Origin of the sequence: Cupriavidus necator A5-1 (assembly GCF_000744095.1) — a bacterium.
Taxonomy (GTDB): domain Bacteria; phylum Pseudomonadota; class Gammaproteobacteria; order Burkholderiales; family Burkholderiaceae; genus Cupriavidus; species Cupriavidus necator_A.
The window spans coordinates 2,145,476-2,171,055 of sequence record NZ_JQLI01000008.1 but is presented as its reverse complement, the minus strand read 5'-3'; the positions used below and the strand labels follow the sequence as shown (position 1 = coordinate 2,171,055).

30 protein-coding genes and 6 pseudogenes are annotated in these 25,580 nt (G+C 61.0%); 20 read left to right on the top strand and 16 right to left on the bottom strand.

The window, feature by feature from the left end:
* Positions 1-191 precede the first annotated feature (191 nt).
* Positions 192-1,949 carry a biosynthetic-type acetolactate synthase large subunit gene (ilvB, locus tag K307_RS34200; RefSeq protein ID WP_035828242.1) on the top strand — a complete coding sequence of 586 codons (1,758 nt, stop codon included), beginning with the start codon at positions 192-194 and terminating at the stop codon, positions 1,947-1,949.
* 599 nt (positions 1,950-2,548) lie between these two features.
* Here ilvB and K307_RS34195 read toward each other — a convergent pair.
* A pseudogene (locus K307_RS34195) lies at positions 2,549-3,232 on the bottom strand (Ldh family oxidoreductase); the annotation flags it as partial.
* A 582-nt stretch (positions 3,233-3,814) separates the two neighbouring features.
* Here K307_RS34195 and K307_RS34190 point away from each other — a divergent pair.
* Positions 3,815-4,198, top strand: coding sequence for a GSU2403 family nucleotidyltransferase fold protein (locus K307_RS34190; protein ID WP_230626240.1), 384 nt, complete (start codon positions 3,815-3,817; stop codon positions 4,196-4,198).
* A gap of 264 nt (positions 4,199-4,462) precedes the next feature.
* On the opposite strand, the gene K307_RS44615 is transcribed toward K307_RS34190, so the two are convergent.
* The 7 genes and pseudogenes from K307_RS44615 to K307_RS49985 all read right to left on the bottom strand — a co-directional run bounded on the left by K307_RS44615 (position 4,463) and on the right by K307_RS49985 (position 7,959).
* A complete protein-coding gene (locus K307_RS44615; protein WP_051975286.1) occupies positions 4,463-4,798 on the bottom strand; it encodes a helix-turn-helix domain-containing protein in 336 nt (111 codons plus the stop codon).
* Positions 4,799-4,910: 112 nt separating this feature from the next.
* Positions 4,911-5,030 (bottom strand): annotated as a pseudogene (locus tag K307_RS51250) (IS5/IS1182 family transposase); the annotation flags it as partial.
* A 411-nt stretch (positions 5,031-5,441) separates the two neighbouring features.
* A pseudogene (locus K307_RS51245) lies at positions 5,442-5,746 on the bottom strand (mechanosensitive ion channel family protein); the annotation flags it as partial.
* A 9-nt stretch (positions 5,747-5,755) separates the two neighbouring features.
* Complete coding sequence (locus tag K307_RS34175) at positions 5,756-6,385, bottom strand: MlaC/ttg2D family ABC transporter substrate-binding protein (RefSeq protein ID WP_042885452.1); 630 nt, start codon at positions 6,383-6,385, stop codon at positions 5,756-5,758.
* 559 nt (positions 6,386-6,944) lie between these two features.
* Complete coding sequence (locus tag K307_RS34170) at positions 6,945-7,529, bottom strand: YSC84-related protein (RefSeq protein ID WP_042885451.1); 585 nt, start codon at positions 7,527-7,529, stop codon at positions 6,945-6,947.
* 42 nt (positions 7,530-7,571) lie between these two features.
* On the bottom strand, positions 7,572-7,706 hold the full coding sequence (locus K307_RS49990; RefSeq protein ID WP_230626235.1) for a hypothetical protein: 135 nt from the start codon (positions 7,704-7,706) through the stop codon (positions 7,572-7,574).
* Between the two features lie 25 nt (positions 7,707-7,731).
* On the bottom strand, positions 7,732-7,959 hold the full coding sequence (locus K307_RS49985; RefSeq protein WP_042885450.1) for a hypothetical protein: 228 nt from the start codon (positions 7,957-7,959) through the stop codon (positions 7,732-7,734).
* A 459-nt stretch (positions 7,960-8,418) separates the two neighbouring features.
* Between K307_RS49985 and K307_RS34160 the strand changes: the two genes are divergently transcribed.
* The 8 genes and pseudogenes from K307_RS34160 to K307_RS34130 all read left to right on the top strand — a co-directional run bounded on the left by K307_RS34160 (position 8,419) and on the right by K307_RS34130 (position 13,407).
* Positions 8,419-8,664, top strand: coding sequence for a hypothetical protein (locus K307_RS34160; RefSeq protein WP_051975285.1), 246 nt, complete (start codon positions 8,419-8,421; stop codon positions 8,662-8,664).
* A gap of 23 nt (positions 8,665-8,687) precedes the next feature.
* Positions 8,688-9,209, top strand: a complete 522-nt coding sequence (locus K307_RS34155) for a nitrilase-related carbon-nitrogen hydrolase (RefSeq protein ID WP_080745307.1) — start codon at positions 8,688-8,690, stop codon at positions 9,207-9,209.
* 62 nt (positions 9,210-9,271) lie between these two features.
* Positions 9,272-9,427: pseudogene (locus tag K307_RS46770) on the top strand (hypothetical protein); the annotation flags it as partial.
* Positions 9,428-9,576: 149 nt separating this feature from the next.
* Positions 9,577-9,951: pseudogene (locus K307_RS34150) on the top strand (biotin carboxylase N-terminal domain-containing protein); the annotation flags it as partial.
* Positions 9,952-9,956: 5 nt separating this feature from the next.
* Positions 9,957-10,142: a hypothetical protein gene (locus K307_RS34145; RefSeq protein ID WP_042885448.1), complete on the top strand. Its 186-nt coding sequence runs from the start codon at positions 9,957-9,959 to the stop codon at positions 10,140-10,142.
* Positions 10,143-10,212: 70 nt separating this feature from the next.
* The gene (locus K307_RS34140) at positions 10,213-10,728 is read left to right on the top strand and encodes a tripartite tricarboxylate transporter substrate-binding protein (protein ID WP_051975284.1); all 516 of its coding nucleotides are present in this window, start codon (positions 10,213-10,215) and stop codon (positions 10,726-10,728) included.
* A gap of 238 nt (positions 10,729-10,966) precedes the next feature.
* Complete coding sequence (locus tag K307_RS34135; RefSeq protein WP_042885447.1) at positions 10,967-12,136, top strand: acyl-CoA dehydrogenase family protein; 1,170 nt, start codon at positions 10,967-10,969, stop codon at positions 12,134-12,136.
* 41 nt (positions 12,137-12,177) lie between these two features.
* The gene (locus tag K307_RS34130; protein ID WP_155301132.1) at positions 12,178-13,407 is read left to right on the top strand and encodes a CaiB/BaiF CoA transferase family protein; all 1,230 of its coding nucleotides are present in this window, start codon (positions 12,178-12,180) and stop codon (positions 13,405-13,407) included.
* 168 nt (positions 13,408-13,575) lie between these two features.
* On the opposite strand, the gene K307_RS34125 is transcribed toward K307_RS34130, so the two are convergent.
* The 3 genes from K307_RS34125 to K307_RS34115 all read right to left on the bottom strand — a co-directional run bounded on the left by K307_RS34125 (position 13,576) and on the right by K307_RS34115 (position 16,578).
* The gene (locus tag K307_RS34125) at positions 13,576-14,352 is read right to left on the bottom strand and encodes a GntR family transcriptional regulator (RefSeq protein ID WP_051975282.1); all 777 of its coding nucleotides are present in this window, start codon (positions 14,350-14,352) and stop codon (positions 13,576-13,578) included.
* Between the two features lie 110 nt (positions 14,353-14,462).
* On the bottom strand, positions 14,463-15,458 hold the full coding sequence (locus K307_RS34120) for an HpcH/HpaI aldolase/citrate lyase family protein (protein ID WP_042885446.1): 996 nt from the start codon (positions 15,456-15,458) through the stop codon (positions 14,463-14,465).
* 52 nt (positions 15,459-15,510) lie between these two features.
* Positions 15,511-16,578 (bottom strand): MaoC family dehydratase, encoded by a 1,068-nt coding sequence (locus tag K307_RS34115; RefSeq protein WP_042885445.1) that lies wholly within the window; start codon positions 16,576-16,578, stop codon positions 15,511-15,513.
* Between the two features lie 178 nt (positions 16,579-16,756).
* Between K307_RS34115 and K307_RS34110 the strand changes: the two genes are divergently transcribed.
* A complete protein-coding gene (locus tag K307_RS34110; RefSeq protein WP_419187192.1) occupies positions 16,757-17,116 on the top strand; it encodes a transposase in 360 nt (119 codons plus the stop codon).
* A gap of 504 nt (positions 17,117-17,620) precedes the next feature.
* Here K307_RS34110 and K307_RS49980 read toward each other — a convergent pair.
* A complete protein-coding gene (locus K307_RS49980) occupies positions 17,621-18,085 on the bottom strand; it encodes a hypothetical protein (protein WP_230626230.1) in 465 nt (154 codons plus the stop codon).
* Between K307_RS49980 and K307_RS34100 the strand changes: the two genes are divergently transcribed.
* The 3 genes from K307_RS34100 to K307_RS34095 all read left to right on the top strand — a co-directional run bounded on the left by K307_RS34100 (position 18,086) and on the right by K307_RS34095 (position 19,113).
* On the top strand, positions 18,086-18,553 hold the full coding sequence (locus K307_RS34100; protein ID WP_042885443.1) for a hypothetical protein: 468 nt from the start codon (positions 18,086-18,088) through the stop codon (positions 18,551-18,553).
* A 207-nt stretch (positions 18,554-18,760) separates the two neighbouring features.
* Positions 18,761-18,883 carry a hypothetical protein gene (locus K307_RS50455; protein ID WP_268989234.1) on the top strand — a complete coding sequence of 41 codons (123 nt, stop codon included), beginning with the start codon at positions 18,761-18,763 and terminating at the stop codon, positions 18,881-18,883.
* Positions 18,880-19,113 (top strand): EF-hand domain-containing protein, encoded by a 234-nt coding sequence (locus K307_RS34095; RefSeq protein ID WP_196251632.1) that lies wholly within the window; start codon positions 18,880-18,882, stop codon positions 19,111-19,113. The genes K307_RS50455 and K307_RS34095 overlap by 4 nt, the downstream gene beginning before the upstream one ends.
* Before the next feature lie 400 nt (positions 19,114-19,513).
* On the opposite strand, the gene K307_RS34090 is transcribed toward K307_RS34095, so the two are convergent.
* Together K307_RS34090 and K307_RS49975 are read right to left on the bottom strand one after the other, a co-directional pair.
* Entirely contained in the window at positions 19,514-19,828 is a 315-nt protein-coding gene (locus K307_RS34090; RefSeq protein WP_042885441.1) for a hypothetical protein, read from the bottom strand.
* Positions 19,829-19,901: 73 nt separating this feature from the next.
* A pseudogene (locus K307_RS49975) lies at positions 19,902-20,136 on the bottom strand (hypothetical protein).
* 32 nt (positions 20,137-20,168) lie between these two features.
* Here K307_RS49975 and K307_RS34085 point away from each other — a divergent pair.
* Positions 20,169-20,477, top strand: a complete 309-nt coding sequence (locus K307_RS34085) for a hypothetical protein (protein WP_051975281.1) — start codon at positions 20,169-20,171, stop codon at positions 20,475-20,477.
* Positions 20,478-20,514: 37 nt separating this feature from the next.
* Here K307_RS34085 and K307_RS34080 read toward each other — a convergent pair whose 3' ends face one another.
* Together K307_RS34080 and K307_RS34075 are read right to left on the bottom strand one after the other, a co-directional pair.
* A complete protein-coding gene (locus K307_RS34080) occupies positions 20,515-20,772 on the bottom strand; it encodes a DUF1488 family protein (protein WP_042885440.1) in 258 nt (85 codons plus the stop codon).
* A 44-nt stretch (positions 20,773-20,816) separates the two neighbouring features.
* Positions 20,817-21,089 (bottom strand): hypothetical protein, encoded by a 273-nt coding sequence (locus tag K307_RS34075; RefSeq protein ID WP_042885439.1) that lies wholly within the window; start codon positions 21,087-21,089, stop codon positions 20,817-20,819.
* A 501-nt stretch (positions 21,090-21,590) separates the two neighbouring features.
* Between K307_RS34075 and K307_RS51240 the strand changes: the two genes are divergently transcribed.
* The 5 genes from K307_RS51240 (at position 21,591) to K307_RS46745 (ending at position 25,312) form a co-directional block, all read left to right on the top strand.
* Entirely contained in the window at positions 21,591-21,980 is a 390-nt protein-coding gene (locus K307_RS51240) for an IS3 family transposase (protein WP_080745304.1), read from the top strand.
* Positions 21,981-22,250: 270 nt separating this feature from the next.
* Positions 22,251-23,588: an IS110 family transposase gene (locus tag K307_RS34070; RefSeq protein ID WP_042876326.1), complete on the top strand. Its 1,338-nt coding sequence runs from the start codon at positions 22,251-22,253 to the stop codon at positions 23,586-23,588.
* A gap of 705 nt (positions 23,589-24,293) precedes the next feature.
* Complete coding sequence (locus K307_RS48640; protein WP_042885437.1) at positions 24,294-24,506, top strand: DUF1016 N-terminal domain-containing protein; 213 nt, start codon at positions 24,294-24,296, stop codon at positions 24,504-24,506.
* Between the two features lie 222 nt (positions 24,507-24,728).
* Positions 24,729-24,935, top strand: coding sequence for a type II toxin-antitoxin system VapB family antitoxin (locus K307_RS34055; protein ID WP_042885436.1), 207 nt, complete (start codon positions 24,729-24,731; stop codon positions 24,933-24,935).
* A complete protein-coding gene (locus K307_RS46745) occupies positions 24,932-25,312 on the top strand; it encodes a type II toxin-antitoxin system VapC family toxin (RefSeq protein ID WP_080745303.1) in 381 nt (126 codons plus the stop codon). Before K307_RS34055 ends, K307_RS46745 begins: the two co-directional genes overlap by 4 nt.
* The last annotated feature ends 268 nt before the right edge of the window (positions 25,313-25,580 follow it).

The following is a 25,580-nucleotide window of genomic DNA, read 5'->3' as shown; positions in this document are numbered from 1 at the left end:
CCGCGGCGCTACTTTCGTCACGTGGTTTTGAGCGAATCAGAATATTCCACTGGCCAGCCTCGTATCGTCGGCATGACGCGCTGAGACGCTGGGCATTCACAGTCGAATTCAGCGACCAATGCTGTAACGAGCCGCCTAGAATCAACTGGGCTTAGCATTGCCTTGCCCTGAAATCCAAAGACACACTCGCGATGAACCGTCCCTCTCCTGATTTTCACTCCCGCACTTCTTCGCCGTCTCGCATGATGAGTGGTGCGGAGATGATTGTAGAAGCGTTGTTGGCGGAGGGCGTACAAAGCGTTTGGGGTTATCCCGGCGGCGCCGTTCTACCGATCTACGACGCTATTGCACAGCAACCAAGCCTTCAGCATTTGCTCGTGCGTCATGAGCAAGCCGCGGTACATGCCGCGGACGGCTATGCTCGTGCAACCGGAGAAGTTGGCGTCGCTCTCGTGACATCTGGCCCCGGTGTTACCAACGCTGTGACGGGCATCGCAACGGCTTACTTTGATTCGATACCGCTGGTGATCCTGTCAGGGAATGTGCCAACCTCAATGATTGGCGAGGACGCCTTTCAAGAGTGCGATGCGGTCGGCATTACGCGTCCCATTGTGAAGCACAATTTCCTCGTGACAGACGTGACGAGCCTGCCTCAAACTTTGAAAAAGGCTTTCTACCTCGCGCGTACTGGCCGGCCCGGCCCGGTGCTGGTTGACATTCCGAAGGATATAGCCCTCAGCACAGGACCATTTCAGTACCCTGAGCGAGCTGACATTCGTTCATATCGACCTACGGTCGCTGGACATGAAGGACAAATCCGCCAGGCAGTTCGCTTGCTGAAGCGCGCTGCACGGCCCTATCTCTATATCGGTGGCGGTGTCGTGTCTGCACAAGCGAGCCCCGAGGTGAGAAAGCTGGCAGCCTTGATCGACGCGCCGGTCACCACCACGCTTATGGCGCTTGGCGCCTTCCCGGGAAAGGACATCCGGAATCTTGGCATGCCCGGCATGCATGGCACTTATGAGGCGAACCGAGCGATGCAGGAGTGCGATGTACTCCTTGCCGTCGGCGCTCGATTTGACGACCGCGTTATCGGCAACGTTGCAGACTTCTGCTCGTCCCCAAGGCAAATCATTCACATTGACATTGACCCGACAAGCATCGGTAAGCGGGTCAAACCGACAGTGCCAATCGTTGGAGATGCCCTGCGCATCTTGCAGCGCCTCATTGAGTCCTGGAGGGACAGCGAGGAGCCGTCCAGCAGCAGAACGGCTTGGTGGGAGCGCATTTCTGAATGGCGAACCAAGAACTGTCTGGCCTATACGCGGGACGGCAAGACCATAAAACCCCAATACGTGATCGAAACACTCTGCCGAATCGCACCAGAGAACGCCATTGTTTGCTCGGATGTCGGCCAGCATCAGATGTGGGCAGCACAACACTATCAGTTCGGACAGCCACGTCAATGGCTCAATTCCGGAGGGCTCGGCACCATGGGGGTAGGTCTTCCCTACGCCATGGGAGCAAAACGCGCCTTCCCCGAACGCGAGGTCATTGCCATCACGGGAGACGGCTCCATTCAGATGTGTATTCAGGAACTATCCACCTGCAAGCAGTACGAGCTGCCAGTGAAGATCGTCTCACTGAACAACGGATATCTTGGAATGGTGCGACAGTTACAACACGTCGAGTATGAGCAGCGATATAGTCACTCATACTTGGAAGCACTACCAGACTTCGCCGCCTTGGCCAAAGCCTATGGGCATATCGGACATACTGTTTCCACTGAAGCCGACGTCGAGCCGGCTTTACGTGAGGCGCTTTCTGAGAGAAAGCGAACGGTCTTTCTCGATATTAAAGTGGACCCGACCGAAAATGTATGGCCAATGATTCGAGGCGGAGATGGTCTCGACATGATGATGTTCGGCGAACAGTCATTCAACGGCTGAGTCGTCTCTAGCGGGCGTAATCCAACTAAGCCGACGGCATCAAGAGTTTTGGGTGTTGACGTTGCCGGTTATTGCGAGGGTGATCTCGCCGTCGCATCAGCCGCACGCTTTACATGTTATTGGCACATGGCACCCACCGGGGTCGTCGTTTTTCCGCCGTATCCCGGCCTTTTTGCCTATTGTTCAGGTGAATGGGAATATGAAAATTCATTCATAGGAGTAGCAATGAATCTCGTCACGCCTTTTGGCAACGCACCCCGTAGTAACGTACGACCCTCGGACGATTCGACAAGCCGGACAGCTTCGGTCAACCCGCTAACGAACGGTGTATGTAGGAAGCCATCAGAAGTTCTTATGGAAAATTCGAGCGACCGACCCGATGTGGCAAACATTGCCTGGTTGGGGTACAACTGAGCGCGGCCAGTCATTGGCTCTTCGTGGCGCCGCGCAAAAACCGAACGCGGCCTAACGTCGAGAGCGATGAAGCAGATGGCTGCCTCGATTAGCGGTCATCTGCTCAAAGGTAGGTTGTCGCATGCTAGCTCGTTTGAGGACGACCAGCACTCGGTGGGCAGTATGTGCTCAAGAGAGGAAGCGATTCAGCCGGCGTGGTTATCGAAGCGCGACTCGGCGAGAGATTGAGCCTTCTCCCACATTGCACGGTCCACTGTCACGCATTCTTGTGCTCGCTGTTTCGTGCCTGGTAGACGTGTTCCCGACTGAGAGTCGATTGCTTCCTTCAGCCTGCCAAGCTTGTGCCAGAAATGATCCCCCGCGACCGCTGTTGGATCGAGCAGTATGCAGAAGACCCCTAACCCGTGAGGCGGGCCATAGACTGTTTGCAGGCTCTCAGTGTCGAGCGACATTGCAGAATTTGTAAAGAAAGACGCAAGCACCTCCGACATCAATCCGATGCCAAACCCCCTGGCGCCGCCTGCGGGAAGAAGAGCGCCCGCAAGAGCTTCCGACGCGTTAGTTGTTGGCTCCCCGAGAGGCGACACCGCCCAGCCCTGCGGAATAGGCTCGGACCTTTGAGCGGCCTCGCGAACATGACGCAAGTTTGCAGCGCTCGTGCACTGGTCGAACTGAAACACCATCCCGCCCCTTCCATCCGGTACTGACATGGCAATCGGATTGGTTCCAAGCACAGGCTTTGACCCGCCAGGCGCGGTAACACTGGCCGATGCATTGGTAAATGCGATCCCAATGAAACCGTTCTCAGCAATTCTTTCGGGAAAATATCCGAGAGCGGTGCAGGTGTAGGCTCTGCTGATAGCCAATACCGTGACGCCTAGACGTAGTCCAAACTAAAAGTTGTCACAACTTCGTAGGTAAAACTGTCACTTCGCCTGGCCCCACGAAGTCGATAGAGAAAAAACCAAAAAAATCAAGGCCCTACCGAAAGCGAAGTGAAAGTGCCACCGGGCGAAGCCACGCGGGGTGTCAATATGGAACGCGCAATGGTTTATTTGCATCGTCGTCCCCCTCTGTTTGGCACGCGCCGCTATGCGCCTTGCAGACTCGGAACAGCTCAGCGGCCTTGATACGCCTCGTTATGTGGCGGGAAGGTCCATCCCAAGCTCGCTCCTCCAGGGCCATCGATAACAACACCTGAGCGTGAACCGAGAGCTTCGCACCGATGCACTCGGCGCAGCCCGGAGACGCGCTTCCGTCTCCGCCACGCGTCGAAAAATTCCATAACATCAAAGTCTTACTGGCGGACATCGGCGTCTCGGAGGTGAAGTGACAAATTTCCTGCGAACCCATGCGAAGTGACACTATTCCATCCCTTCCGAGTGGAAGTAAATGTGTCAATTCGCCGCCCGGGCCTCTATATACAGCGCGGCTTCCAGGGAGATTCCGGAGTGACAGAATTGCTTTGCTCTACGATTCGGGATGATCAACTTTTTACGGCAGTGAACGCAAAGGGCTTCGAGGTGGACATCCTGCGTCGCGAGGCCGCCGATCTTGCCCCCCATCCGCTCCAGCTGACCGACGATGAAGACGACCTCTGGGCAGTCCAGGCGCGACGCGCAAATGTCCTGTTGGGGTCGCCTCCATTCTCTGCGCCCATCATTTCCGTGACCGGAAGGATGGCGCGGATGACGACGATCAGTCCAGCCGCGTTCGTCGACTTCAAGCGCTGGATGGCATCGACCGCAGATCGCGATCCGCTCAAGATATCTCGCGACAGGCTGCAGGCATCGATCGTGGAAGAGCTAGCCAATCGCTTCCGGCTCGGTGTTTAGCGAGCCGCGCCTTGCCTGATGGGTTTTGACGGGTGGCCACCGCGATTCTCATGGAACTCCATAGTGATCTACGGCTGCAGCCATCCGAATTGATGCCCGCTTACGGCATTGCGGTCGCCCGCCGGCGTGCGTGACGCGCTGGTCATCGTCGATGCCTGTTTCGCCTGGTTGGCCAAAGCACAGACCACAGACAGGACCAAACACCAGGCCAATGGCGAATCAGCAGCCGCCTGCGCGCAGGCTACGCATACTATATGTTGCAGCCTACTCCTCAAACTGGACTTGCCGTTCCCTAGCCGCATTCTTGTCCATCTTGGCCGCATGGGCTGCCGCCTCTTCGAGCAACCCTGCATGTGCCTTGGGCACGACGAGCATCGTCAAACCCAATCCGTCCATCACGCGCAGCGCGTGCTCGAGATTGACGCCCTTGCCGTTCTCCAGCTTGGACATCATGCCGACGGAAACCCCGCAATGATTAGCAGCCTGGTCGATAGGCATTCCTTCACCCGCCCGTGTTGCGCGTATCCGGTCGCCAAGCTGGCCAAGGCTCCGGATTGTCGCGCGTGATGGAGGAGTTGGATCAGGAAGTGGCCTCGGCATAGATTTGGAATAACTTTCACGAAAGTGAAATTATACCTTTGGCGTCCAAGCATAAGTAGGCCACCCCACGTTGGTGTTGCCCTCTGTCCTGGAAGCTGACATTGCTTGTGACGGGCAATTTGCTGGCGATTAATTGCATTTTAGATTTCCCAGCGCGCTCCATCTCGTCGAGATACACGCGTTTGCGCGTGCCCCGATTGCTCAGGTCCAGGCCAAGGTCAGTCTGTTTCATGCGCTCATTGTGCTTGCCAAGCCCTCGCCTGAGTATCCGGGCTTGCGGAGTTTTTAACGCCATCCCTAACTTCTCGTTCATGACGGAACTCCTGTAGTCGGTGTAGGCGAGCTTGATTCTGTCCAACACCGATTTCAGGCTTGTGGCCAATCAGCGAGACACAATGACATTTGACATATGACCTGGCCGTTGGACTCCAATACGGATCTTCGTGCTCGTATCGCGTCGGACGGATCTTCGGCAAAGCCGAGGAACCGATGGGGGGAGAGCTACGTCAATGCGAATCCCATTGCGTCGCGAGCGATAGCGATGACGGCTGGTCACGGCAGCATTGGATGCCGGTCCACATGCGCGACAGTCGCGATCAGGAGTGTGCGCAGTAGTGGTTCGCTGCGGCGCATCGTCGTTGTCCTCGATTCGCAGCCGCGGCAGGAATTGCGGGAATTCGCGCTGCATGAAGTCGATCAGCCCTTCGTGCACCACGCAGCGCAAATCCCACGCCAGGCCAGATGACGCCGCCGTGCACAGTACGCGTATCTGCATCGTCCGCTCCGTGGCGTCGGTGGGACCACCAGATTGAAGAACTGCTGGTCCCACTCGGGCGCTGCGCGCGCGATGCGCTCCAACTCCTTGCGTAGCGGTGCCAGTGGCATTCCGTAGTCCACCTGGAAGAACACGGATCCCGTAAGCTGGGCATTGCTGCGAGTCCAGTTCCTGCAACGGGTTCAGTTACGCTTGCCTGAGGCCAGCTGCTCGTTGCGCTCATTGAGATACTGGATCAGGCCGTCCACGCTGCTTTGCTGGATCTTCTCGCTGAACTGCTGCCGATATGTCTGGACCAGCCAAGCACCGAGCACATTCAGGTCGTACACACGCCAGCCCTGCGGCGTCCTATACAACCGGTAGTCGATCTCCACTGGCTCGCCGCTCTTCATCGCGACAGTGCGCACCACCACGTCCGTATCGGTCGGAGCGATGCACGACGGCGGGTACTCGATCTGTTGATCCGGGTGGAGCTGCACAATAGCGCCCGAATATGTGCGGATCAGCAGCATCTTGAACTGTTCGACCGTCTTCTGCTGCTGCGCCGGCGTCGCCGTTCTCCAGTACCGCCCCATCGCGAGCTGCGTAGTGCGGCGAAAATCGATGTAAGGAAGGATGTCCCTGTTCACGATGTCCATGATGCGGGGGATATCGCTCGGCTCGATCGCTCGGGTGCGCACCTCGTCGAGCACCTGCTGCGTCGCGGTCCTGATCAGCGCCTGCGGACCCGACTGCTCGTCGACCTGCGCGCACACCGCACCGCCAAACGCGAACAATGCCGAAAAAACGGGGACGAAGAATAGTTTCTTCATATCTGTGCACCCTGTTTGAATGCGTTAATGCGATGCTGAACAGGCATCGTCCTCTGAGTGAACAGGCATCGTCCTCTGAGCCCGACCAATCTCTTCCTTGCCTCAAAATGAAGGCCTTCGCATCGCGCAGCGCGCAATAGACGCCACCGCAGTCGTCACAGGCATGTACGTCGTTGAGCTTCGCCGCCACGCGCGGCGCGACGCCACATGACTACCGCCGCGCATTCGATTGCCCCCCATACCATCCACGCAGACGGCATCTTCGGAGGCGTCGATACGAGCTTTTCGGCCAGCTATTCCGGCGCTTTGATCAAGCGCCCATAGAAACAACATATAACGTGGTCCTCGTCCGAGACATTGCATATTTATGTAACCCGAGGCACGTCCAGGGAAACGCTGATCAAATCGGGGCGCGGGTCATCGAGGTACGGGTGAGTGCGTTGTCATAAGAGTGTCGATTAGGCAGCTCCGGGGATGAAGCGGCAGATCATCGGGATAGCTCTGGCAAAGACGCAGGGCAGGCCCGGCGGACAAGCCGCCGCGCTGCCGGGCCCTTATGTCAGATATCGAGCTTGCTGATCTTGGAGCCGTTCAGCGAGACGTCGAACATCAGGCCAGAATTGGTCTGAACGAAGGCGATCACCGGCTGCTGGGTGGTCAGGGTATCGAGCCGGCCATCGGCGCCGACATGGGCCAGTGCCACATTGGCGTCTGCCCCGACGGTCCAGCCACTGCTGGACACAAACTTGTTGTAGGCCTCCGGCGTCATGATCATGATGATGATGGCCTTGGACTGGCCGCCGATGGTAGCACCCACCGAAGCCTCCGTCATCTTGTAGTAGCCGCCGTCAGCGCCGCGGGAGCGCAGCGCGCCCTCGCCATACTCGCCACCGATCCCGAGACCGGCCGAAATCACCCGGGGAAACACCAGAATGCCCTGCGCGCGCTGTGCCAGCTCGCGCGAACCGCTTGTCGCCGAGAACAACCGATTAAGCGCGCCATCCACACCCGCATCGATTTCCTCTTTTTTTGCGGCCGTATCAGTCGTGCTAGCGGTGCCTGTCGTCGAGCAGCCTGCAGCGAACACGGTTGCGACAAGCAGTCCTGATCCGGCAATCCGGGTAACAAAATGGCGTCGATTCATAGTACCTCCTGGCAGGGAACGCGCCGCATACGGCGCACTTACTCAGTTTGCAGGTTTACATCCGGTTGCCGCCGAAGCCTTGACGGTGATGGCCGCGCGCCGGAATGGCTTGTCGGTCTGCAGGCCTACGATCACTTCGTTGGCCTTGTCGATATAGCCGGGGTTGTGCTCCGTCATCGTGGAAGGTGTTTGGGCGTCGACATCAACGCCTTTGCGGGCCTCCTCGCAAAAAAAGTGGCTGCAAAGCTGCCCAGGCGAGCTTTGTCCGCTCGGTCTGGCCAGACAGGAACGTATCGTCACCTTCATAGGGCGCTACGTTTTCAATGATGAACTCCCTAACGTTGATCCTTTGCATCCATTTCTCGGGGATGAACCCCTGCCACGGCATCGGGCCGTCTTCCAGCTTCAACACGGTCGCGGTCTTGCTCATTTCTGTATTCCCCTGCGCTAGGTTTCACATCGATGCATCGTGATGCGGTTAGCATCAGCGATGCGTCACTCGAATCTCTGCAGCACCGCGTCCGCCAATCCTTGACGTGCCCGTATGTCGTCAATATCGGTTGCAAGGCGTGGCGGTGCAATGAACTGAGTCTCGATCTTTTGTCAGTCTTGGCTGACAGCGTGTACGCCCAGCATGACAGGGGGGCAGACCGGATCTCATCGATGTCAGGCGATCCTGACAACATCTCCAGTCGAATCCGATTGTGGTGAATGCGGTGGAAATCAATACTTTGTCTGACACCGCTGCCAGACCTGAGTCTCCGTCACGCAGTATCCAAGCCATGCCGCGCTGCTATCTGGCCAGTGGTGGAGTGCACCGATGACGTAGCACCGCGCCGGGCTGTGGATCAGTGGCAAGGCGCGCGACCGACTTCAGGAGGCACCCAAAATGGCCGCTATTCCATCCACCCAGATCGTCCGCGAGCATGCCGCCGCACTGGCGCGCATCCTCGGCGTGACCCGAGAAGCGTGGTCCATTGGCACGCAAGCGCCGGATTGCAAGAGTGGCCGGGACCCTTGCTTCGCCACGTGGGACTGCCAGGCAGCCCGCCGCCGCCTCGTTGCGCAATCCGCAGCGCGCGCCCTGATGGCGCAGATCATGGTGTTGCGTTGCCGGCAAGCCTTCGTCGCCTGATTCCCTCAAGAGGATTTCCGGAAATGACAGCAATTCCTGCACCACTCCAGCCGGTCGAAACGGATGCGGTGATCGTCGGCGCGGGCCCGGTGGGGTTGTTCCACGTGAGCTTCTCCGCCTATGAACCGTACGCGCATGCGCTGGGCTGGGAAGTGAATAACGCGATCAGCAGGGTTTATGCTGTGGAGGGCTCGTGCTTCGTGCTCGCGCCTTGTGCCGTGATCTCGGAGGCGATGATCGACGAATTGTGCGATACACAAGACAAGCACCAATTGGTGCGCGCTGGCGGCGGGCATGCCGTAATCTACGGGCCGGACGGCAGCCCGCTGTGCGACAAACTGGCCCAAGACGAAGAGGGCCTGCTGTACGCGGACATCGATCTCGGCGCCATCGGCGTGGCAAAGAATGCGATGGATCCGGTGGGCCACTATTCGCGGCCGGACGTTCACCGTCTGCTGCTCAACACCAGGAAGGGCAATCGCGTAGAGCGCTTCTCGTTGCCGCTCGACAGCGAGACGCCGCATGAGGAAGCGAGCAACGCGTAACGCGAAGAATCGTCAACGCCGCAGGCCGGGATTCAGCGTTTTTTAATCGCTGAGGCTCCGGGCAGGCGCTGTGCATTATGGCCAGCGCCAATTCCATCTTCTACGGCGAAAACCTGCTGACCACCGGCAACCCGCAGGCCGACTGCACTTGCGCCCTCCTGGCCCGCCTCAACATCCGCGCAGAGGGCTACGCGGGACAGGAGGTCGACTCAGAATAAGTCCGGCGTTGTTGCGCGGCCTTGCCATACCACTTGTACTGTCTGCGGCCGCGCGCCTAGCCAGAACCGCTTCGCTTCATTCTGAGTTCAACCTCCACCGAGAATGTCAGCGAGCTGGCCGCCGTCAGACCGCAAAACTAGGAGGAGCCATGTTCAACAAGATCCTGATCGCCAACCGCGGTGAAATTGCCTGCCGCGTGGCCGCTACCTGCCGCCGGCTCGGCATCCGCACCGTCGCGGTGTACTCGGATGCCGACGCCGACGCGCGCCACGTCGCCTTCTGCGACGAGACCGTGCATATCGGCGGCGCGGCCGCGCGCGACAGCTACCTGCGCGCCGACCACATCATCGAGATGGCGAAGGAGACCAGCGCCCAGGCCATCCACCCGGGCTACGACATCCTGTCCGAAAACGAAGCCTTTGCCGAGTTCTGCGCCGCGGCGGGGCTGGTCTTTATCGGCCCGCCCCCGTCTGCCATCAACGCGATGGGGAGCAAGAGCGCGGCCAAGCAGCTGATGGCGAAGGTGACATGGGCCTGATCGAGCGCAACGAGAAGATCCTGTTCCCGCCGCCGGCGCCGGTCGGCATCGAGATCATTGCGCTGGCCGTGGCCGCGCTGCTGGATCGCGAGAACAAGGAACGCCGCATCGCCGCCGCCGACCGGCTATCGCCGTGGACCTACGGCGGCGCCTGGCGGCTGAAGGGGGGTACATAGGTAACACCTGTTTGGACACATAGGTAACACATCTAGACTGGCTGGCAGTGCTCTCTTTGGGAGATCTGCCGTGCCGGTCGCACGCCTGCACTCGCGGCCGTATTCGCTGAACTATGGCACCGGTAGCACGGGCTTCCAGATCATCATGGCCGCATTCCGGGAAGCGGGAAAGATGCGCACGGTCAACGTTCCCTACAAGACGCAAGGCAACCTGCTCACCGATGTGATGGGCGGCGTGGTCGACTACGCCGGGGTCGATGCCTCCGCGGTGGCGCCGCGTGCCCGCACCGGCAAGATGCGGGCGCTGGCGGTATTGGGGCCGACCCGCATTCCGGCGCTGGGCGACGTGCCTACCGTGGCCGACGCCGGCATGCCTGAACTCACCATGATCAACTGGACGGCGCCGTTCGCGCCGGCCGGCACGCCGCCTGCGATCGTGGAGCGGCTCTCCCGCCTGAGCCTTGAGTTCGTGAATTCCCCGGAAGCGGCCGCGCACTACGCCAGCCGCGGCAGCGCCGCGTATCCGGCCACCGGCCCGGAGGTCCGCAAGCCATCGTGGAAGACCAGCAGGTCCGGAAGCGCCTGATCGCCATCGCCGGCATCCAGCCGGAACAGCGCCACTTTTTGTACGCACCTATCACCCATCGAACGTCTGAGTTCGATGTTGTACTGTGGGAAGCCATTGCAGCAACCCCATAGATATAGGGAATATGTCCGGCAAAACCCGAAGGAAGCATAAATTTTTACTTGCGCTACCCAGCAATTTCTCTGCTACTATGTACGTACATAGTGATAGATACAGGACCACAAAGAAGGAGTGCAAGGTGCAAAGACTGACCGAAGAGCGGCGCATGATCCAGGAGGCGGCGCGCCAGTTCACGATCGAACGCGTGCTGCCGCTCGCCAACAAGCTGGATCCGGAAAAGGGTCAGATCCCGCACGACCTGATCGACGAGATGGCGGAACTGGGTTACTTCGGTATCCTGATTCCCGAGGAATACGGCGGCCTCGGGCTGGGCGCCTACGAGTACTGCCTGGTGGCCGAGCAGCTCTCGCGCGGCTGGATGAGCGTCGGCAGCCTGATCGCGCGCGGCAACGGCCTCATTGGCGCGCTCAAGGCCCTGTCACCTGAAAAGAAGGCGGAGTACCTGCCGCGCATGGCGCGCGGCGAGTTCCTTGGCGCGTTTTCGCTGTCCGAACCGAACGCGGGTTCCGACGTGGCCAATATCTCCTGTCGCGCGGTGCGTGCCGGCGACGAGTGGGTCATCACCGGCAGCAAGTACTGGTGCACCTTTGCCGACCAGGCCGACTTCATCCTAGTGATCTGCCGCACGGATCCCGTCGTCGACCCCAAGGCGCGCCACCGCGGCCTCAGCGCCTTCATGCTCGAAAAGCCTCGCGGCGCCCTGCCCGATGGCGTGCAGGGCAGTGTCATCCCCAAGATCGGCTATCACGGCTGGACCACCTGGGAACTGGCGTTCGACGGCTGCCGCGTGCCGGCATCGTGCATGGTGGGCGAGGAAGGCAAGGCGTTCTACCTCGCCACCGCCGGGCTGGAGACCGCCCGCGCGCACACGGCCGCGCGCTCGATCGGGCTGGCGCAGGGCAGCCTGGAGGATTCACTGCAATTTGCAAGGGATCGCGCCCAGTTCGGCACGCCCATCGGCAACTTCCAGGCGATCCGCTTCAAGCTGGCGGACATGGCCACGCAGATCGAGGCGTCGCGTGCCCTGCTCTACGCCGTGTGCGAGAAGATCGACGAAGGCGTGCGCACCGACACCGAAGCCTCGATGGTGAAGCTCTTTGCCAGCGAGATGTCCGAGCGCGTCACCAGCGAAGGCCTCCAGATCCATGGCGGCGCCGGCTACACCACGCATTTCGCGGCCGAGCGCTACTGGCGCGATGCGCGCCTCACCAAGATCTTCGAAGGCACCTCGGAAATCCAGATGCGGATCATCTCCGATGCGCTCCTCGGCAAGGCTGTCGCGCAATGAAAACCCCTGCGACAGCAATGGAGGCCCCCTTGGACCCACGCATGCAGCCCCCGCACAAAGCCACCGGCGCCCTCGCCGGCCTCCGGGTGGTCGACCTCACGCAGATGCTGGCGGGCCCGTTCTGCACGCAGATCCTGGCCGACCACGGCGCCGACGTCATCAAGGTCGAGGCCATGACCGGCGACGGTACCCGCATCACCGGGCCATTCCGCGAAGACGACACCCTGCGTGAATTCGGCGGCTATTTCCAGAGCGTCAACCGCAACAAGCGCTCGATCGCCGTGGACCTCAAGACGGAAGCGGGCCGCGAGATCGTGCGCAAGCTGATCGACCACGCCGACATCGTCGTCGAGAACTTCCGCGCCGGCGTGATGGAGCGGCTTGGCCTGTCGTTCGAAACGCTGCGCCAGTCCAATCCGCGCCTGGTCTACGGCACCGTGCGCGGCTTCGGCGACCCGCGCAGCGGCGAAAGCCCCTATGCGCACTGGCCTGCCTACGACGTGGTCTCGCAGGCCATGGGCGGCATGATGGGGATCACCGGGCCGGATCGCGACACCCCCACCAAGATCGGCCCCGGCGTGGGCGACACCGTCCCGGCGCTGATGCTCTGCATCGGCATCCTGGCCGCCGTGCACCGTGCCCGCGACACCGGCGAAGGCCAGTTTGTCGACGTGGCCATGACCGACGCGGTGCTGGCCATGTGCGAGCGCATCGTCTACCAGACCTCCTACACCGGCACGGTCCCCACGCCAGAGGGCAACCGCCACCCGCTGCTTTGCCCGTTCGGGGTGTTCCGCGCGCGCGATGGCTACGTCTCCATCGCCTGTGCGACCGACGCCTTCTGGGAAAAGCTGGCAATCGCCATTGGCCACCCGGAAATGGGCAGCAACGAAGCGTTCGCCACCAACGCCGCCCGCGTACGGAATGCCCAGCGCGTGATCGACGCAATCGAAGCCTTCACCGCACAGCGCACCAAGGAAGAACTTGCGCAGTGCCTGGGCGGGAAGGTGCCGTTCGGCCCGGTCTACACCTCGGCCGAAATCTTCGAGGATGAGCACTACCGTGTGCGCGACATGCTGGTCGACGTGGACCAGCCGGGCTCGGCCGTGCCGGTCAAGATCGCCGGGGTGCCAATCAAGCTCAGCAGCACGCCCGGCAGCATCCGCCAGCGCGCCCCGATGCTGGGCGAGCACACCGAAGAGATCCTGCTGGCGACCGGCTATGAGAAGAACGAGATTGAATCGATGCGCGGCGCGGGCGCCATTCGCTAGCGCCCGCCCCTTATCACCCCGGCTATGGCCCCGGCTGTCGCCCGCGCCGACAAGGTCGCGGGTCCATGCAAGCATGGATTCGCCTGGCAAGCGGGGGCGTCAGCGCTAACTGCCGGTCCGCATTCGAGAAGCAGGGAGCAGGCGCCCTTGCAGCCGCGACCGGGCCACCTACGGTGACATCCTGCTCCGCTTGAGCTGAAACGCAACGGAAACCCGGTCAGCTGGATAAACAGTGTCAGTGATCTCCAGGATCTTGCCGGCAGCGTCCTTGTAGTGCCGGATCAGCCTGAGTCCCGCGGAGCCGGGCGGCGTGTCTAGTAGCGCCGCGAGCGCCGTATCGATCAGCACCGCGCTGATGACCTGGCGGATCTCGGCGATGGCGACGCCGCGTTCCCGTTCGATCAATGCGCTGACCAGGATCTGCGGATGCTTGCGGATAGTGTCTGTCAGGCCTGCTAGCGAGGCGTCGATATAGATGTCGGCCTGCGCGACTGGCGTGCTCCCTTTCCGGACGTCTACGCGCGTGCCGGACAGCAAGACCCACTCGCTGCCGATCGGTGCTTCCAGCCGCCGCGCGGTGGCACGGTCCAGCGTGATGTTGCGCACGCCCTCGATGGCGCGAACTTCGGTCGCCGCGACGCGCACCAGGTCTTCGGCGGAGCCGAACGATTGCGTGTAGGCCGCATTGGGGTTGGCACTCTCGACGATCGTGCCGACCGCCTTCTTGCGCGAAATATACCCCAGGTCCTGCAACATCCTGAGCGACGCCCGTACCGTATGCCGGCTCACGCCATGCTGCTCGGCCAGTTCGTGCTCGGTTGGCAGCAGGCTGCCCACCACGCGGCGGCCCTCCACGATGTCCTTGACCAGCGTGCTGGCAAGTTCGGCATAGCGTGTGGGCGAAGCCGGTGATTCGGGCTTGATGTCCTTCGATGTGGCGCTCATTGCAGTTCGGCTACCTAGACCAGTGCATTTGATGTTTCCGGCCATTGTAAGGTCCCGGGGCGGGCGCATGCAGAATCCGCGCCAGTCCGTGCGCCACCGTTGTCCTGCGTTCAGCCTGCGAAGAACCGCTGTTCCGCCCCGGCGGGCAGTACCATGCCGGTGATCCTGGCCTTCTCCAGCACGCCCCAGAAGTAGCGATAAGTCGCGCGATCGTGCAGTTCGCCCTTGTACTGGATCGGTCCCCAGTCCGCGTCCTGCGCGGCGATGAGGATGCCGGCGGCATCTTCCACTTCGGTGAAATCGGGTCGCATCGCATTGACGATGGGCAGGATCTGCGCCGGGTAGATGCTCCACATGCGCAGGAAGCCGAATTCATTGCGCGCGCGCGTGGCATCGCCCGCTATGATGTCGGCATCTTTCAGGTTCAGGCAGACGTTGTGCGCCGGCACGATGCCGTTGGCCAGCGCCGCAGCGACCATGTCGGCCTTGGCGCGCGCCAGCAAGGCATGTTCGAACTGGCCCGGGCTGCGCATGGCGGCGGCGGGGATGGCGCCGTGGTGTCCGCTGACGAAGTCCATCAGGCCGAAATCGAGCACTTCGATGCCCGGCAACGCTGCGATGTGAAAGACGTCCCGCAGCGCGCCGTGGGTTTCGATCAAAACGTGGACGGGCACCACGCGGCTCACCCCGGCCTCGCGCGTCTTGCGGCGGATGTAGTCGATGACCTCCCTCACCTGCTCGTGATTCGTCGCCTTGGGGATCGTGATATACGCCACCCGGCTTGCGGCCTGCCCGATGACGATATCCACGTCCAGCCGCCATGCCGGATGCGCGGGATCGTGAATGCGGACCCCCGCCTTGTCGAATCGGTTCCGGTCCGAGTTGATCATGCGCACGACCATGGCCGCATGCTCCTGCTCCTGTCCGGCGGCGGCGCCGTCTTCACAGTCGCATGTGATATCGAACACCGGGCCGTATTCGACCTGCAAGTCCATGGCCTTGCCGATCAGCTTCTCGCTGCCGGCAAAGTGTTCGCAGGCGGACAGCGCCGGGAATGCCTTTTCGCCGGCAAAGAGCGCGAGCCTGGGATGGGTGGCGGTAGTCATGCTTATCTCCGATTACTGGTCTTTTACTGTGCTGTATGTGCGTTACTGTCTTTCATTGAGCTATGCGGGGGATGGCGATGGTGTAGTCGAGGTCGAGAACCACGTTGGACCGGTGCTCTGCCCTGCCCCCTTCCAGGCTGTGGAATTCGATCTCCGCGGCACCACGGATGTTCTTTGCGCCAATCGTGCGCAGCCGTAGTCCGCCGATCTTGTCGCTGGCCAGGTCCAGCTTGTCCAGCACCATCGTCGCGCAGGAGATGGTGTCACCGGCATACGTGGGATTGACGTGGCTGCCGCCATTGACTGCGAGGATGGACAGCGCGTTCTCCAGGCCGTCATACGACAGCGCCTTGCAGATCGAGATGATGTGGCCGCCATAGACCAGCCGCTGCCCGCCCGGCGTGGACGCCATGACAAAGCCGTCGAAATGTGCCTTAGCTGTGTTCTGGTACAGCCGCGTGGCGATGCTGTGATCGCTGTCGTTGACCGTCATGGCCGCGCAATGGTCTATCCGCTCGCCGACTTCGTAGTCGTCCCACAGGTCGGTTACGCCCGTCGTCATGCAGATGTCCTGCACGCTCGCGGTGTACAAGTGCCGGGCCAGGCGCGAGGGCGCCACCACCGGTACCAGCGGTGGAATCACGGTCGCGGCGCAGGGGGCAGCCGGATCGCGCTTGTGCACCATGACCCAGCGGATCCAGGTCAGCACGTCCAGTCCCGACTGGTTCGTCGCTGTGGAACGCACATAGACCACGCCGCTCTTGCGGTTCGAATTTTCCTTCAGGCCGATGACCTCACTTTCCACGGCGAGCGTGTCGTCCGCATAGACGTGGGCGAGAAAGCGCACGTCCGAGTAGCCGAGATTAGCCACCGCATTCAGGGAAATGTCCGGTACGGTCTTGCCGAATGCCGTATTGAAGACCAGCAGGTCTTCAAGAGGACGTCGCTCAAGTCCCGCCAGCCCGGCGTTGGTTGCTGCGGTGTACAGCGCGGCGCGGCTGCCGGTCAGGCCGATGTAGAGGCTGCGGTCGCCCTCCGTCAGCGTGCGCGGCGTGGCGTGGCGCATCCTCATCCCCATCCGGAAATCTTCAAAGTAGTTTCCAGATCTGCTCTTACCCATCGCTCTCCTCCAGGCGGCGAAATCGTCACTCTTCACGACCGCCGGTCAGTTTGTACGTACATATTGATTTGCAAATCAGGCGTTGTCAAGCAGAGTCAATCTGCGTACGGCGAGCTCAGAGCCGTTTACTCCCGCAAAACGTGAGCAAGCAGCCTGGCATGGCATGGCATGACATGCCATGGCAACGCACAATTATGTACGAACAAAATGCCGAAGCTCGCGGTGGAGTTTGCCAACTGCTTTAACCAGAAGGAGGCCCGGCATCGGCCAAATTCTGGCAAGCGTCATCCTGCTGGAGACCGGACCGATCGAACGCTTTGCCAGCGCCGGCAACTTCGCCTCCTACGCGCGCTGCGTCGACAGCCAGCGCCTGAGCAACGGCAAGAAGAAAGGCGAAGGCAACACCAAGAACGGCAACAAATATCTGCCTTGGGCGTTCGTCGAGGCCGCCAACTTTGCCATGCGTTTTTGCGCCGAAGCCAAGCGTTTCTACGAGCGCAAAAAGGCCAGAACGGATGGCGCCAACCCTCAAAAGTAGTTGGATGGCGTGTCGCCGTCCCCGATTTGCAGTCAAAGCGGACCGCCTGCAATGCGAGCCAGCCGTGGATTGGCGCCGGCAATTCGGCAGCCACATATTTGTGTGAACCCCCATGGACGCATTGCGGCACCAACGTTCTTCTGGGGTGGCGAAGCCACCAGGGCGACGAGAAACCGTTGTACGCCGATCGCTTGATCCTCATGGGTGCCTGGCGCGACGATCCGTCGCAGCCAGCAAACGAAGAAACGGGCGCGCTCGGCCCACTGCATTCGGATACGGGAACTCAAAACCGGCTACTCGGGCAGCTGCGGGTATCGTTCGCTCACTTGACACCGTCCCGCTAATGGGTGCCACCTTTTCCGGGAGCGTTAAAAACCTTGGGGTTGTAACTCCGAGGCAAGCCCGAATTGCTCGAAGAGCTCAATAGCTTCCCTCGGCAACGGTTCCTTTGGCGGCTCATACCTCGCAAGTCGCTCGACCAGGTCATCGTTGATCATGGAATGTTCACGCCTTTGCCTCGCTGGTGAGAGGTTCGATGATGAAGTTCGCTGCGGCATAGGTGGCATTGCACCCCCACACCTCGGTGGCGCCGCGATAGAACGCGCACCATTGGCCGTCACTGACGCAGCGCTTCGCGGGATAGACCTCGCCGTGCCCGTTGGCGGCAGCGTGCGCAGGATTCAGCTCCCGGCATTTGGCCCGGTAAGTGCCAGGCGGTACCGGATCGATCAGAGGCCGACGCCGCATCCTTACAGCCTCCCACGCGCTCGGGTGCGCAGCGATCACGGTCGCCTTGTCGACGCAGTAGCGGCCCGCCAGATGCTTGGCCAACATGCCACCCCAATTCGCCTCCGCAACGCCGCCCTTGTCACCCGAATGGCTGATAACGGCTCTGGCAAGTTCCAGGTCACCGACTAGCAAGGCCTGCAGGCCGGCAAAGAGCTGTTTCAAGTTCACGATCTCGGCCATGTGGCTTCACCAGACGATGGCGCCATAAGTTGGCTGCTGTCGCGCGACACCGGCTGCCCGGGCGACCGCTTGCTTTTCGGCCACGGTCGATTTATCCAAGACGCAATTGGCCGTGTTGGCCGGATCCATGATCCGGCAGCCGCTGAGATGGTCGCGCAGCTATTCCAAACTGAGAGAGAAATTCTCGGCAAGGCGGCCGTACGGCAGACCGCGAAGGGCTTCGAGGACACACAGCTCGAGGAAGAAGGACGGGAACTCCAGACCCGCCAGATGCCGCCACAGCGCTTCACCAGGCGGATCTCGTCGACGCGCCCGGACTGGCGAATCGTGTCGATGTGTAACGTGACGTTGGTTTGGCGCCAGAGCGGCACAAAGGGTGCCAACGGCATCCGTGGACAGGAAGATCGGGCGATGGCCGACGCCGACGATGTGCTTCAGGGAAGCGGAATCATAGGCTCCGGCCTATGAACTTGACAGATTCTTCGCAGAGTTCCCGGGCTCTTTTCGGACCCGTTACGGCCATTTTCGAGCCCGGGCGAACAAGGCCGCTGGCGGCGGTTGAGATTGGCCGCCGTCAAGTTCCGGCATGGTTTTCCCTGCCCCCCGTGACGTCTGTTGCATTCAGCAGGATCGCCGGCCGAGAATGGACTCCCCAACAAGACGTGGAGGACGACCTTGAAGATGAACATGATGCAGCATCCGCTTGCCACCGCCATTGCCCTGTTCGTGTTGCTGTCCGCGAAGCTGGCCTACGCCCAGGCGCCGGCATCGCCCCCCCCACGCCGCCGGCACCGATGACCGCGAAAGAGGCCAAACAACAGTTCGCAGAAAAATTCGCGGCAGCAGATAACAACCACGATGGCAAGCTGACGCGCGAGGAGGCGCAATCGGGCATGCCCGACGTCTACGCCCACTTCGGCGAAATTGATCGCAAGAAAAAGGGCTATGTGACGAGGAAGGAAATTGGCCAATGGTATGGCCTGCGCTTCAAAGAGAAGCAGGCCAGGCAGCTGGAGAAGCCGATCTGACGGCGTGCGTACGTGGAGGAGGGGTATCCACAGCTGCAGGCCAAGACACAGAGGGGGGCCGGCCGAGTGCCGCCATTGCCCGGTAGCGGACGGCTAGACCTCAATTTGATACGCAGAAAAAATCCGTCAAGGCCCGCCATCGCGCGGGCCTTGCTGTTTTCGGAATCGTCCTATGTGCGAGAGCGGGTACCTTCTCCTTAAATAGAACCTGTCTCCTCCAACTGTCTTGTTGGATTCCAACCCGCCCGGCGCGAGCTCGGCGGGTTTTTTTTCAGTCCACGTAAACGGCGAGTTTTCCGACCGGCCTGGACGCGAGCTATCGACTTCGAATGCCAGCAGTCGCTAAGGCTTCCTGAAGATCGTCTGTCAGTGGCACAACCTGCGGAGGTTATGTAATGGCCTATTTGCCGACCAAACCGGCCACGGCCACAAATGCGGAAACGATAGCTATACCGAGAGCCCATTTCGAAATGCGGAGCGCTTTTCGCGCAGTCTCGACTTGGTCCTGCGCCGCCCCCGCTGCCTGCTCCGTCGCCAGAAGCGCTCGTTCCTGGCGTATCTCCGCTCGCTGGCCGTCGATCCTATCGAGATATGCACGAGCGTTCTCTAAACGCCTGTCGCCGAACGTGTGGCGCTCTACGTGCTGCCGGAATTCGTCCTCGCTGTGTTTAGCAATCCACTCGAGTATTTCGGCATCAGTTTCGAAGTTCGCCATGGCTTGCCCCCTATCGTTCCAGAGGATCGTAGCACGCGAAGGAAGCGAGGCGGATGGGGATGGCGGGGTGAGCCTATTCCTCCACGCCAAGAATTACATCCACCGCGGCTCTGCCTGCTACCTCGGCGACGAGATGCCCAGCGACGAGAGAACGGGCCGCCGTGGACTTTGATTCGCTTGCCGAGTGCAGCAACTCCTGGAGGCCTCATCGGGCCCTCGATCTCGAACCAGACATCGAACATGTCCTCGGATGTGCTCACAAGGTCAATATGGATCTCGAATCCTCGATATTCGGTAACGAGGTCCATGGCTATCTCCCAATGCTACCAAGGATCCTAGCATGACCAAAGAACGCCCCATCCTCTTCAGCGGCGCCATGGTGCGCGCCATCCTGGACGGCCGGAAGACGCAGACGAGGCGCGTGGTGACCGGCTCCGGGCTCGGCATGTTGAACGACGGCTTCACGCCCGACTATGTTGCGCTTCGCGAGAACGGATATTGCCGCTACGCCTATGCCGGCGATCGACTTTGGGCGCGCGAGACGTGGGCACAGCCAGCCGCTCTCGACCCCGGCCCGTGTTGGGGGGACCGACGTCCGTGTGGGGCGGCTGAACGACTGCAGCGACGGACACGATCGCGGAAGGCTTGATCCACGTGGTGGAGTTCAGGAGGCTATATTGAGCAACTCAAAAATCGTCGCTACTTAGCACGATGGGATCGAGCGAAGGATTCACCAACCACTTAAGGTGGGCCGCTTCCTTGATCCTATCTCGATGCTTGTCGAAGACCTCCCTAAGGTCGCCAATATGGCCACCGGCCAGTTCATCAAGAGCCGAGCGCGAAATATAGCCTTTACTTTTAGCTCCATCCGCCTCGATGGTGAAGTACACCCGCTCCCCGTCGTCGGACGGCTTCGGCGAATGTATCGAGAAGGAGTTTGGCATTTTCAACTCCTCTGGCCTGAGGAAGGAATCGTAGCATGAGCGTGTTAGTCCAGATCTTGAATGATGTCGATCGCCCGCTTGCCGTAATAGAGCGCGGCCTGCTCCGCCGCCGCGCGGGTGAAGTAGTCGCTGCGGTCGCCTGCCGGCCCGTAGATCATGTCGTCGTCCCGGTCAGCCGTGTAGCGGATGGCAATCATGTAGCCCCACTTTTGCCCTGGGGGCGGTTCCATTCGGCCCATCTCCGCGATCTCAAAGGCGATCGCGTGGACATACATGCCGCGGTACTCCTCAGTGATCCAGCGCATCCGTTCGCTCATGCCTGCTCCCCTGCCCAGCGGATCGGAACCTTGCCAGGCTCAACTGTGCGCGTCCACCCAGGCCTTCGCCCAGGCGATCCCGGCTGCCGCAGCACGCTCAAACGAGGGGTAGTACCCCAAGGGATCCGAGCCCTCCACCAGGCGCCCATCCTTTTCAACTGCACCGGATGCCTCGCGGCAGAGGTGCTACGAATCCTCCGCATGTGCGGGCGTGGAAACCTGCTCTATCACCTCAGGCTGAATCAGAGCCGCAGCCCGAAACACCGGCTCTATATCGCGGCCAAAGTCAGACCGCAGCAATACACAGCATGAACGAAGCAGCACAACGAATCATCGAGTTGACCCGCCGAGTATGGGGTGTGACATGCAGAGCCGATCCCTGACCGCCGACGAGCCGGCCGAAATGATCAACTGCAGCAGGAACAGCTACGCCTGCATGCGACGCCATCTGGAAAGGAACCGTGGGCAAGGTGAAGGCGACCCGCTGATGATCTTCCAAAATTGGAATCTCATCTTCCAAAAGTCGTAACAGAGGCGCTGAAAACAAAACTCGAATGCGAGCTGCTCGCGCGTGCTCGATTTGTCACGGACGCCGAGGCCCGCCAAGCGCTGTTCACTTTCCTCGAAGGCTGGTACAACCCGCACCGCCTTCACAGCGCGCTGGGCTATTGCTCGCCGATGGTCTACGAACAGCGCCAGGCCGAAGCACAACGAAACGTGATCGTCAGCGAGTTGCCCACCGCCGGGCGGCGTCGTGGTCGACAAAGGCGACCCGCCGCCCGCCCGTGGACAACTCGCGCCACCCTCCCAACAGGAGCAAACTTATCGATGACAAATTCAACTGCTAACTGTCCATCAAAACGGGGCACCCCCAAACAGCGCCTATCCTAATTCTTTGGAGCATTTCAAGGCCCTTCCGGCCCCGGCGTGGGCGGAGAAACCGAGATGAGCTATACCGGTGAACGGCAGCGCCGCGATGACCGACAGGCCAATGGTGCGCGCTCGCGGCATGCACGCCGTGGAGTGAGCCCGCTTTGGAGCATGGTCCGGGATTCGTCGGCGACAGTGGTGAGCGGCGCGAGCCGCATCCCGTTCAGGAGATCGAGTCGAATTCGACGCATCCCATGGCGCTGCCGTTCATCAACGATGGTGGAGCAAGCCATGGCTATGCGCAAGCAAGAAGAAGACGTGGTATTCCCCAACGCGGCGGGGATCGACGTGGGCGCGTCGAGCCACTGGGTGGCGGTGCCGCGGGATCTGGCCGAGCAAGCCGGCTGCGAGCCGGTGCGCGAAGTCGGCGCGATGACCGACGACCTGCATGCGCTGGCCGACTGGCTACTGACGTGCGGCGTGGACACGGTGGCGCTGGAATCCACCGGGGTCTACTGGATCCCCGTCTATGAAGTGCTGGAGCAACGCGGCTTGACGGTCTGGCTGGTCGATGCGCGGCAGATGAAATACGTGCCCGGGCGCAAGAGCGACGTGCTCGACTGCCAGTGGCTGCAGAAGCTGATGAGCCTGGGGCTGCTGCGCGCGGCCTGGCGCCCCGGCGATGAAGTCTGTGTGGTGCGCGCGGTGGTGCGTCAGCGCGAGGTGCTACTGGCCGCGCAGGCCGAATGGGTGCAGCGTATGCAGAAGGCGCTGGTGCAGATGAACCTTCAGCTCGGCGAAGTGCTCAGCGACGTGATGGGCATGACCGGACAGGCCATCGTGCGGGCCATTGTGGCGGGCGAGCGTGACCCCAACGTGCTGGCGCGCCATCGCCATGCACGCGTCAAGGCCAGCGAGCGCGACATCGCGCGGGCGCTGACGGGTAACTGGCGTGAGGAGCACCTCTTCGTGCTCGGGCAGGCCCTGGCGATGTTCGACAGCCTGGCCCAGCGCATCCTCGAGTGCGACGCCAAGATCGAGGCGTTGCTTGCGCCGCTGGGCCGTCATGAGGTCGAACTCGGCGGGCCGGGCAAGCGGCGTGGCAAGAATACTCCGGAGTTTGATGCGCGCACCGCGTTGGCGCGCTGGTCTGGCGTGGACCTGACGCGCATCAATGGCCTGGCCGTTACCTCGGTGCTGACGATCCTCTCGGAGATCGGCCCGGACCTGCGCCGCTTTGGCAGCGTCAAGCACTTCTGCTCGTGGCTCGGGCTGTGTCCCGGCACCAAGGTCAGCGGCGGCAAGGTCCTGTCGGCGCGCACCCGGCGCTCCACCAACCGGGTGCGCCAGGCGCTCAAGCTCGCGGCCATGAGCCTGTCGCATAACGACTCCGCGCTCGGCGCGTTCTACCGACGGCTGTGTGCCCGCATGGACAAGCCGCGCGCGAATACCGCCGTCGCCCACAAGCTGGCGCGCATGGTGTACTTCATGCTCACGCGCGGCGAGACCTTCGTCGACCAGGGCCAGCAGCGCTACGAAGAACAACAGCGCGAGCGCAGCATCGCCGCGCTCAAACGCCGCGCCGCTGCACTCGGCTATCAGATCTATCCCGTGGCGGTGGCGCCCTGACCCCAGCCGCCCTCAGTTTGGTTTCTCAGGAGTGGCTGATGGGAATCGAACCCACGACGACAGGAATCACAATCCTGAGACAATTCTCATAGAAATCAATGCATTACAGCTTCCGTTGGATGTGAGGCGCCCGCTAGGCCGCTTCCAGTCGTAGGGTATTTCGCCATCTTCCAACGATTTCCCGTCGCCCTACGGTCACGTCAACCTGCATTTCAATACATTGGTGCGGCGGCTTCTAACGTGGCAGCATCCCTCTACAGGCAAGATGGAGGAGAAGACATGAACATTTCGTCGCGCGCGGTTGACGACTTGATCCGCATAGCTATGGCCGGGGGTGGGTTTCGCGTTGACGCTACCCTTCATACACTTGACAACCTGATCAGAGTTGCTGCGGCCGCAGGCGCAAAAGGATCACGTGTCACGGTCGTAGGAGCCTCGATTCACGGCACCGACAGCCTAGTCCGCATCGCGGCCGCAGGCAATGGAGCCGTCGAGTTCTTGGACTAAGCCTTGTAGCTTGACCAGGGTGAGGGCGTGCTGCGTTGCCAGATGCGCCGCCTCACTCTCCTATCAGTCAACCAGTGCGGACGAGTTCCAGACATTTTTCCCTCCTCAAGGGAGAGCGTGCAAAAGCTGGGGAGGTAGATTTCGTCAGGCGCCCTGGCTTGCGGCAAGGATCTCACGGTTTGTTCTGTTCGTTGGTCGGTGCCAGCATCCACGGCGATCGTCGCCCTGCTTGAAGCCACCGGACGCGCTGATGAATGCCACTACTGGGAAATCGGCCGCCGCATTGTCGAGTTTGAGCAAGGCAGGCAGGACCGCGCGGGCTACGGGCAAGCCTTGCTCAAGCGGCGATCCACTGATCTTTTGAGGAGGTTCCGGCGCGACTTCTCGAAACGCAACCTGGAACCGGCTTGATCCGTCGACCACATTCCGCAGACATCGTCTGCGAAATTGCCTGGCCATCTGACTTCGCAGACCCTGGGCAAAGCCTTCCCGGTGCCCTGGTCGGCTTTCGTCCGCCTGCTCTCAGTGCGCAACGAGATGCGCGCAAACAACAAGCGGGAAACGCCATGCCCCTCTTGATCAGATGCTAATTTTGGTGCATAATTACATCAATTTTGAGGCAAGGAGCATGGTATGCGCACCACCGTCACCATCGACGACGCCCTCTATGAACAAGCGCTAGAGGTGGCCGACCCTAACATGGACAAATCCGACCTATTTCGTGAGGCGATTAAGACTTTCGTTCGTGTACAAGCGGCCAAGCGCCTCGCGGCATTGGGTGGGGCCGCTCCAGACATTCAAGATGTGCCACGTCGCCGCACGGAGCCTGAAGCGAAATGAGCGTACTCGTCGACACCTCTGTGTGGGTCGATCATTTTAAAAACCGCAATGACGCACTGGTTAATTTGATAGTGTCGGATCAAGCACTGACCCACCCTATGGTCGTGGTTGAATTGGCTTGCGGGACACCGCCTGCACCGCGTGCCCGGACACTCGGCGACATTGGACTGTTGCAGCCCGCAAAGCAGGCCAGCCTAGCAGAGGTAATGGCATTCATCGAGCACGAGAAATTGTATGGGCTGGGTTGCGGGCTGGTGGACGTCTCATTGCTGGCTTCCACTTTGATCACACCAGGCGCACAGCTATGGACACTGGACAAGCGTCTCGACGATTTATCAGTGCGTTTTGGTGTGGCGCATCGACCCAAGCTTCACTAGGTCACGGGAAGAGCCACTAGGTTCGGCAACGAGGCACACTACGCGTTGCAGGGCCAGCCCAACTAAGTGCTGGCCGCCGAATACCGGACCGTGCTGCCTGACGAAGCGCTGCTGGCCACGGAACTCGCCAGGACAAGGCAGAAGCGACAGGCACGGCTTGGCCGGGGTGTGCAAAGGGGTGGCGAATGAAGACGTGGCCGGAGATTGCACAGTCGAGCGCGCTGCAATCGGCAGCGGACTGGTGTGCGTTCGCGCTTGCTATCGGCGA

Excerpts from the sequence above, each read along its gene's own strand:
- ilvB (WP_035828242.1), top strand. The coding sequence starts at position 192 with ATGAACCGTCCCTCTCCTGATTTTCACTCCCGCACTTCTTCGCCGTCT.
- K307_RS44615 (WP_051975286.1), bottom strand. The coding sequence starts at position 4,798 with ATGCCGAGGCCACTTCCTGATCCAACTCCTCCATCACGCGCGACAATC.
- K307_RS34175 (WP_042885452.1), bottom strand. The coding sequence starts at position 6,385 with ATGAAGAAACTATTCTTCGTCCCCGTTTTTTCGGCATTGTTCGCGTTT.
- K307_RS34170 (WP_042885451.1), bottom strand. The coding sequence starts at position 7,529 with ATGAATCGACGCCATTTTGTTACCCGGATTGCCGGATCAGGACTGCTT.
- K307_RS49990 (WP_230626235.1), bottom strand. The coding sequence starts at position 7,706 with ATGACGGAGCACAACCCCGGCTATATCGACAAGGCCAACGAAGTGATC.
- K307_RS49985 (WP_042885450.1), bottom strand. The coding sequence starts at position 7,959 with ATGAGCAAGACCGCGACCGTGTTGAAGCTGGAAGACGGCCCGATGCCG.
- K307_RS34160 (WP_051975285.1), top strand. The coding sequence starts at position 8,419 with ATGGCCGCTATTCCATCCACCCAGATCGTCCGCGAGCATGCCGCCGCA.
- K307_RS34155 (WP_080745307.1), top strand. The coding sequence starts at position 8,688 with ATGACAGCAATTCCTGCACCACTCCAGCCGGTCGAAACGGATGCGGTG.
- K307_RS34145 (WP_042885448.1), top strand. The coding sequence starts at position 9,957 with ATGGGCCTGATCGAGCGCAACGAGAAGATCCTGTTCCCGCCGCCGGCG.
- K307_RS34130 (WP_155301132.1), top strand. The coding sequence starts at position 12,178 with ATGCAGCCCCCGCACAAAGCCACCGGCGCCCTCGCCGGCCTCCGGGTG.
- K307_RS34125 (WP_051975282.1), bottom strand. The coding sequence starts at position 14,352 with ATGAGCGCCACATCGAAGGACATCAAGCCCGAATCACCGGCTTCGCCC.
- K307_RS34120 (WP_042885446.1), bottom strand. The coding sequence starts at position 15,458 with ATGACTACCGCCACCCATCCCAGGCTCGCGCTCTTTGCCGGCGAAAAG.
- K307_RS34115 (WP_042885445.1), bottom strand. The coding sequence starts at position 16,578 with ATGGGTAAGAGCAGATCTGGAAACTACTTTGAAGATTTCCGGATGGGG.
- K307_RS34110 (WP_419187192.1), top strand. The coding sequence starts at position 16,757 with ATGGCAACGCACAATTATGTACGAACAAAATGCCGAAGCTCGCGGTGG.
- K307_RS49980 (WP_230626230.1), bottom strand. The coding sequence starts at position 18,085 with ATGGCCGAGATCGTGAACTTGAAACAGCTCTTTGCCGGCCTGCAGGCC.
- K307_RS34095 (WP_196251632.1), top strand. The coding sequence starts at position 18,880 with ATGACCGCGAAAGAGGCCAAACAACAGTTCGCAGAAAAATTCGCGGCA.
- K307_RS34090 (WP_042885441.1), bottom strand. The coding sequence starts at position 19,828 with ATGGCGAACTTCGAAACTGATGCCGAAATACTCGAGTGGATTGCTAAA.
- K307_RS34085 (WP_051975281.1), top strand. The coding sequence starts at position 20,169 with ATGACCAAAGAACGCCCCATCCTCTTCAGCGGCGCCATGGTGCGCGCC.
- K307_RS34080 (WP_042885440.1), bottom strand. The coding sequence starts at position 20,772 with ATGCCAAACTCCTTCTCGATACATTCGCCGAAGCCGTCCGACGACGGG.
- K307_RS34075 (WP_042885439.1), bottom strand. The coding sequence starts at position 21,089 with ATGAGCGAACGGATGCGCTGGATCACTGAGGAGTACCGCGGCATGTAT.
- K307_RS34070 (WP_042876326.1), top strand. The coding sequence starts at position 22,251 with ATGGCTATGCGCAAGCAAGAAGAAGACGTGGTATTCCCCAACGCGGCG.
- K307_RS34055 (WP_042885436.1), top strand. The coding sequence starts at position 24,729 with ATGCGCACCACCGTCACCATCGACGACGCCCTCTATGAACAAGCGCTA.
- K307_RS46745 (WP_080745303.1), top strand. The coding sequence starts at position 24,932 with ATGAGCGTACTCGTCGACACCTCTGTGTGGGTCGATCATTTTAAAAAC.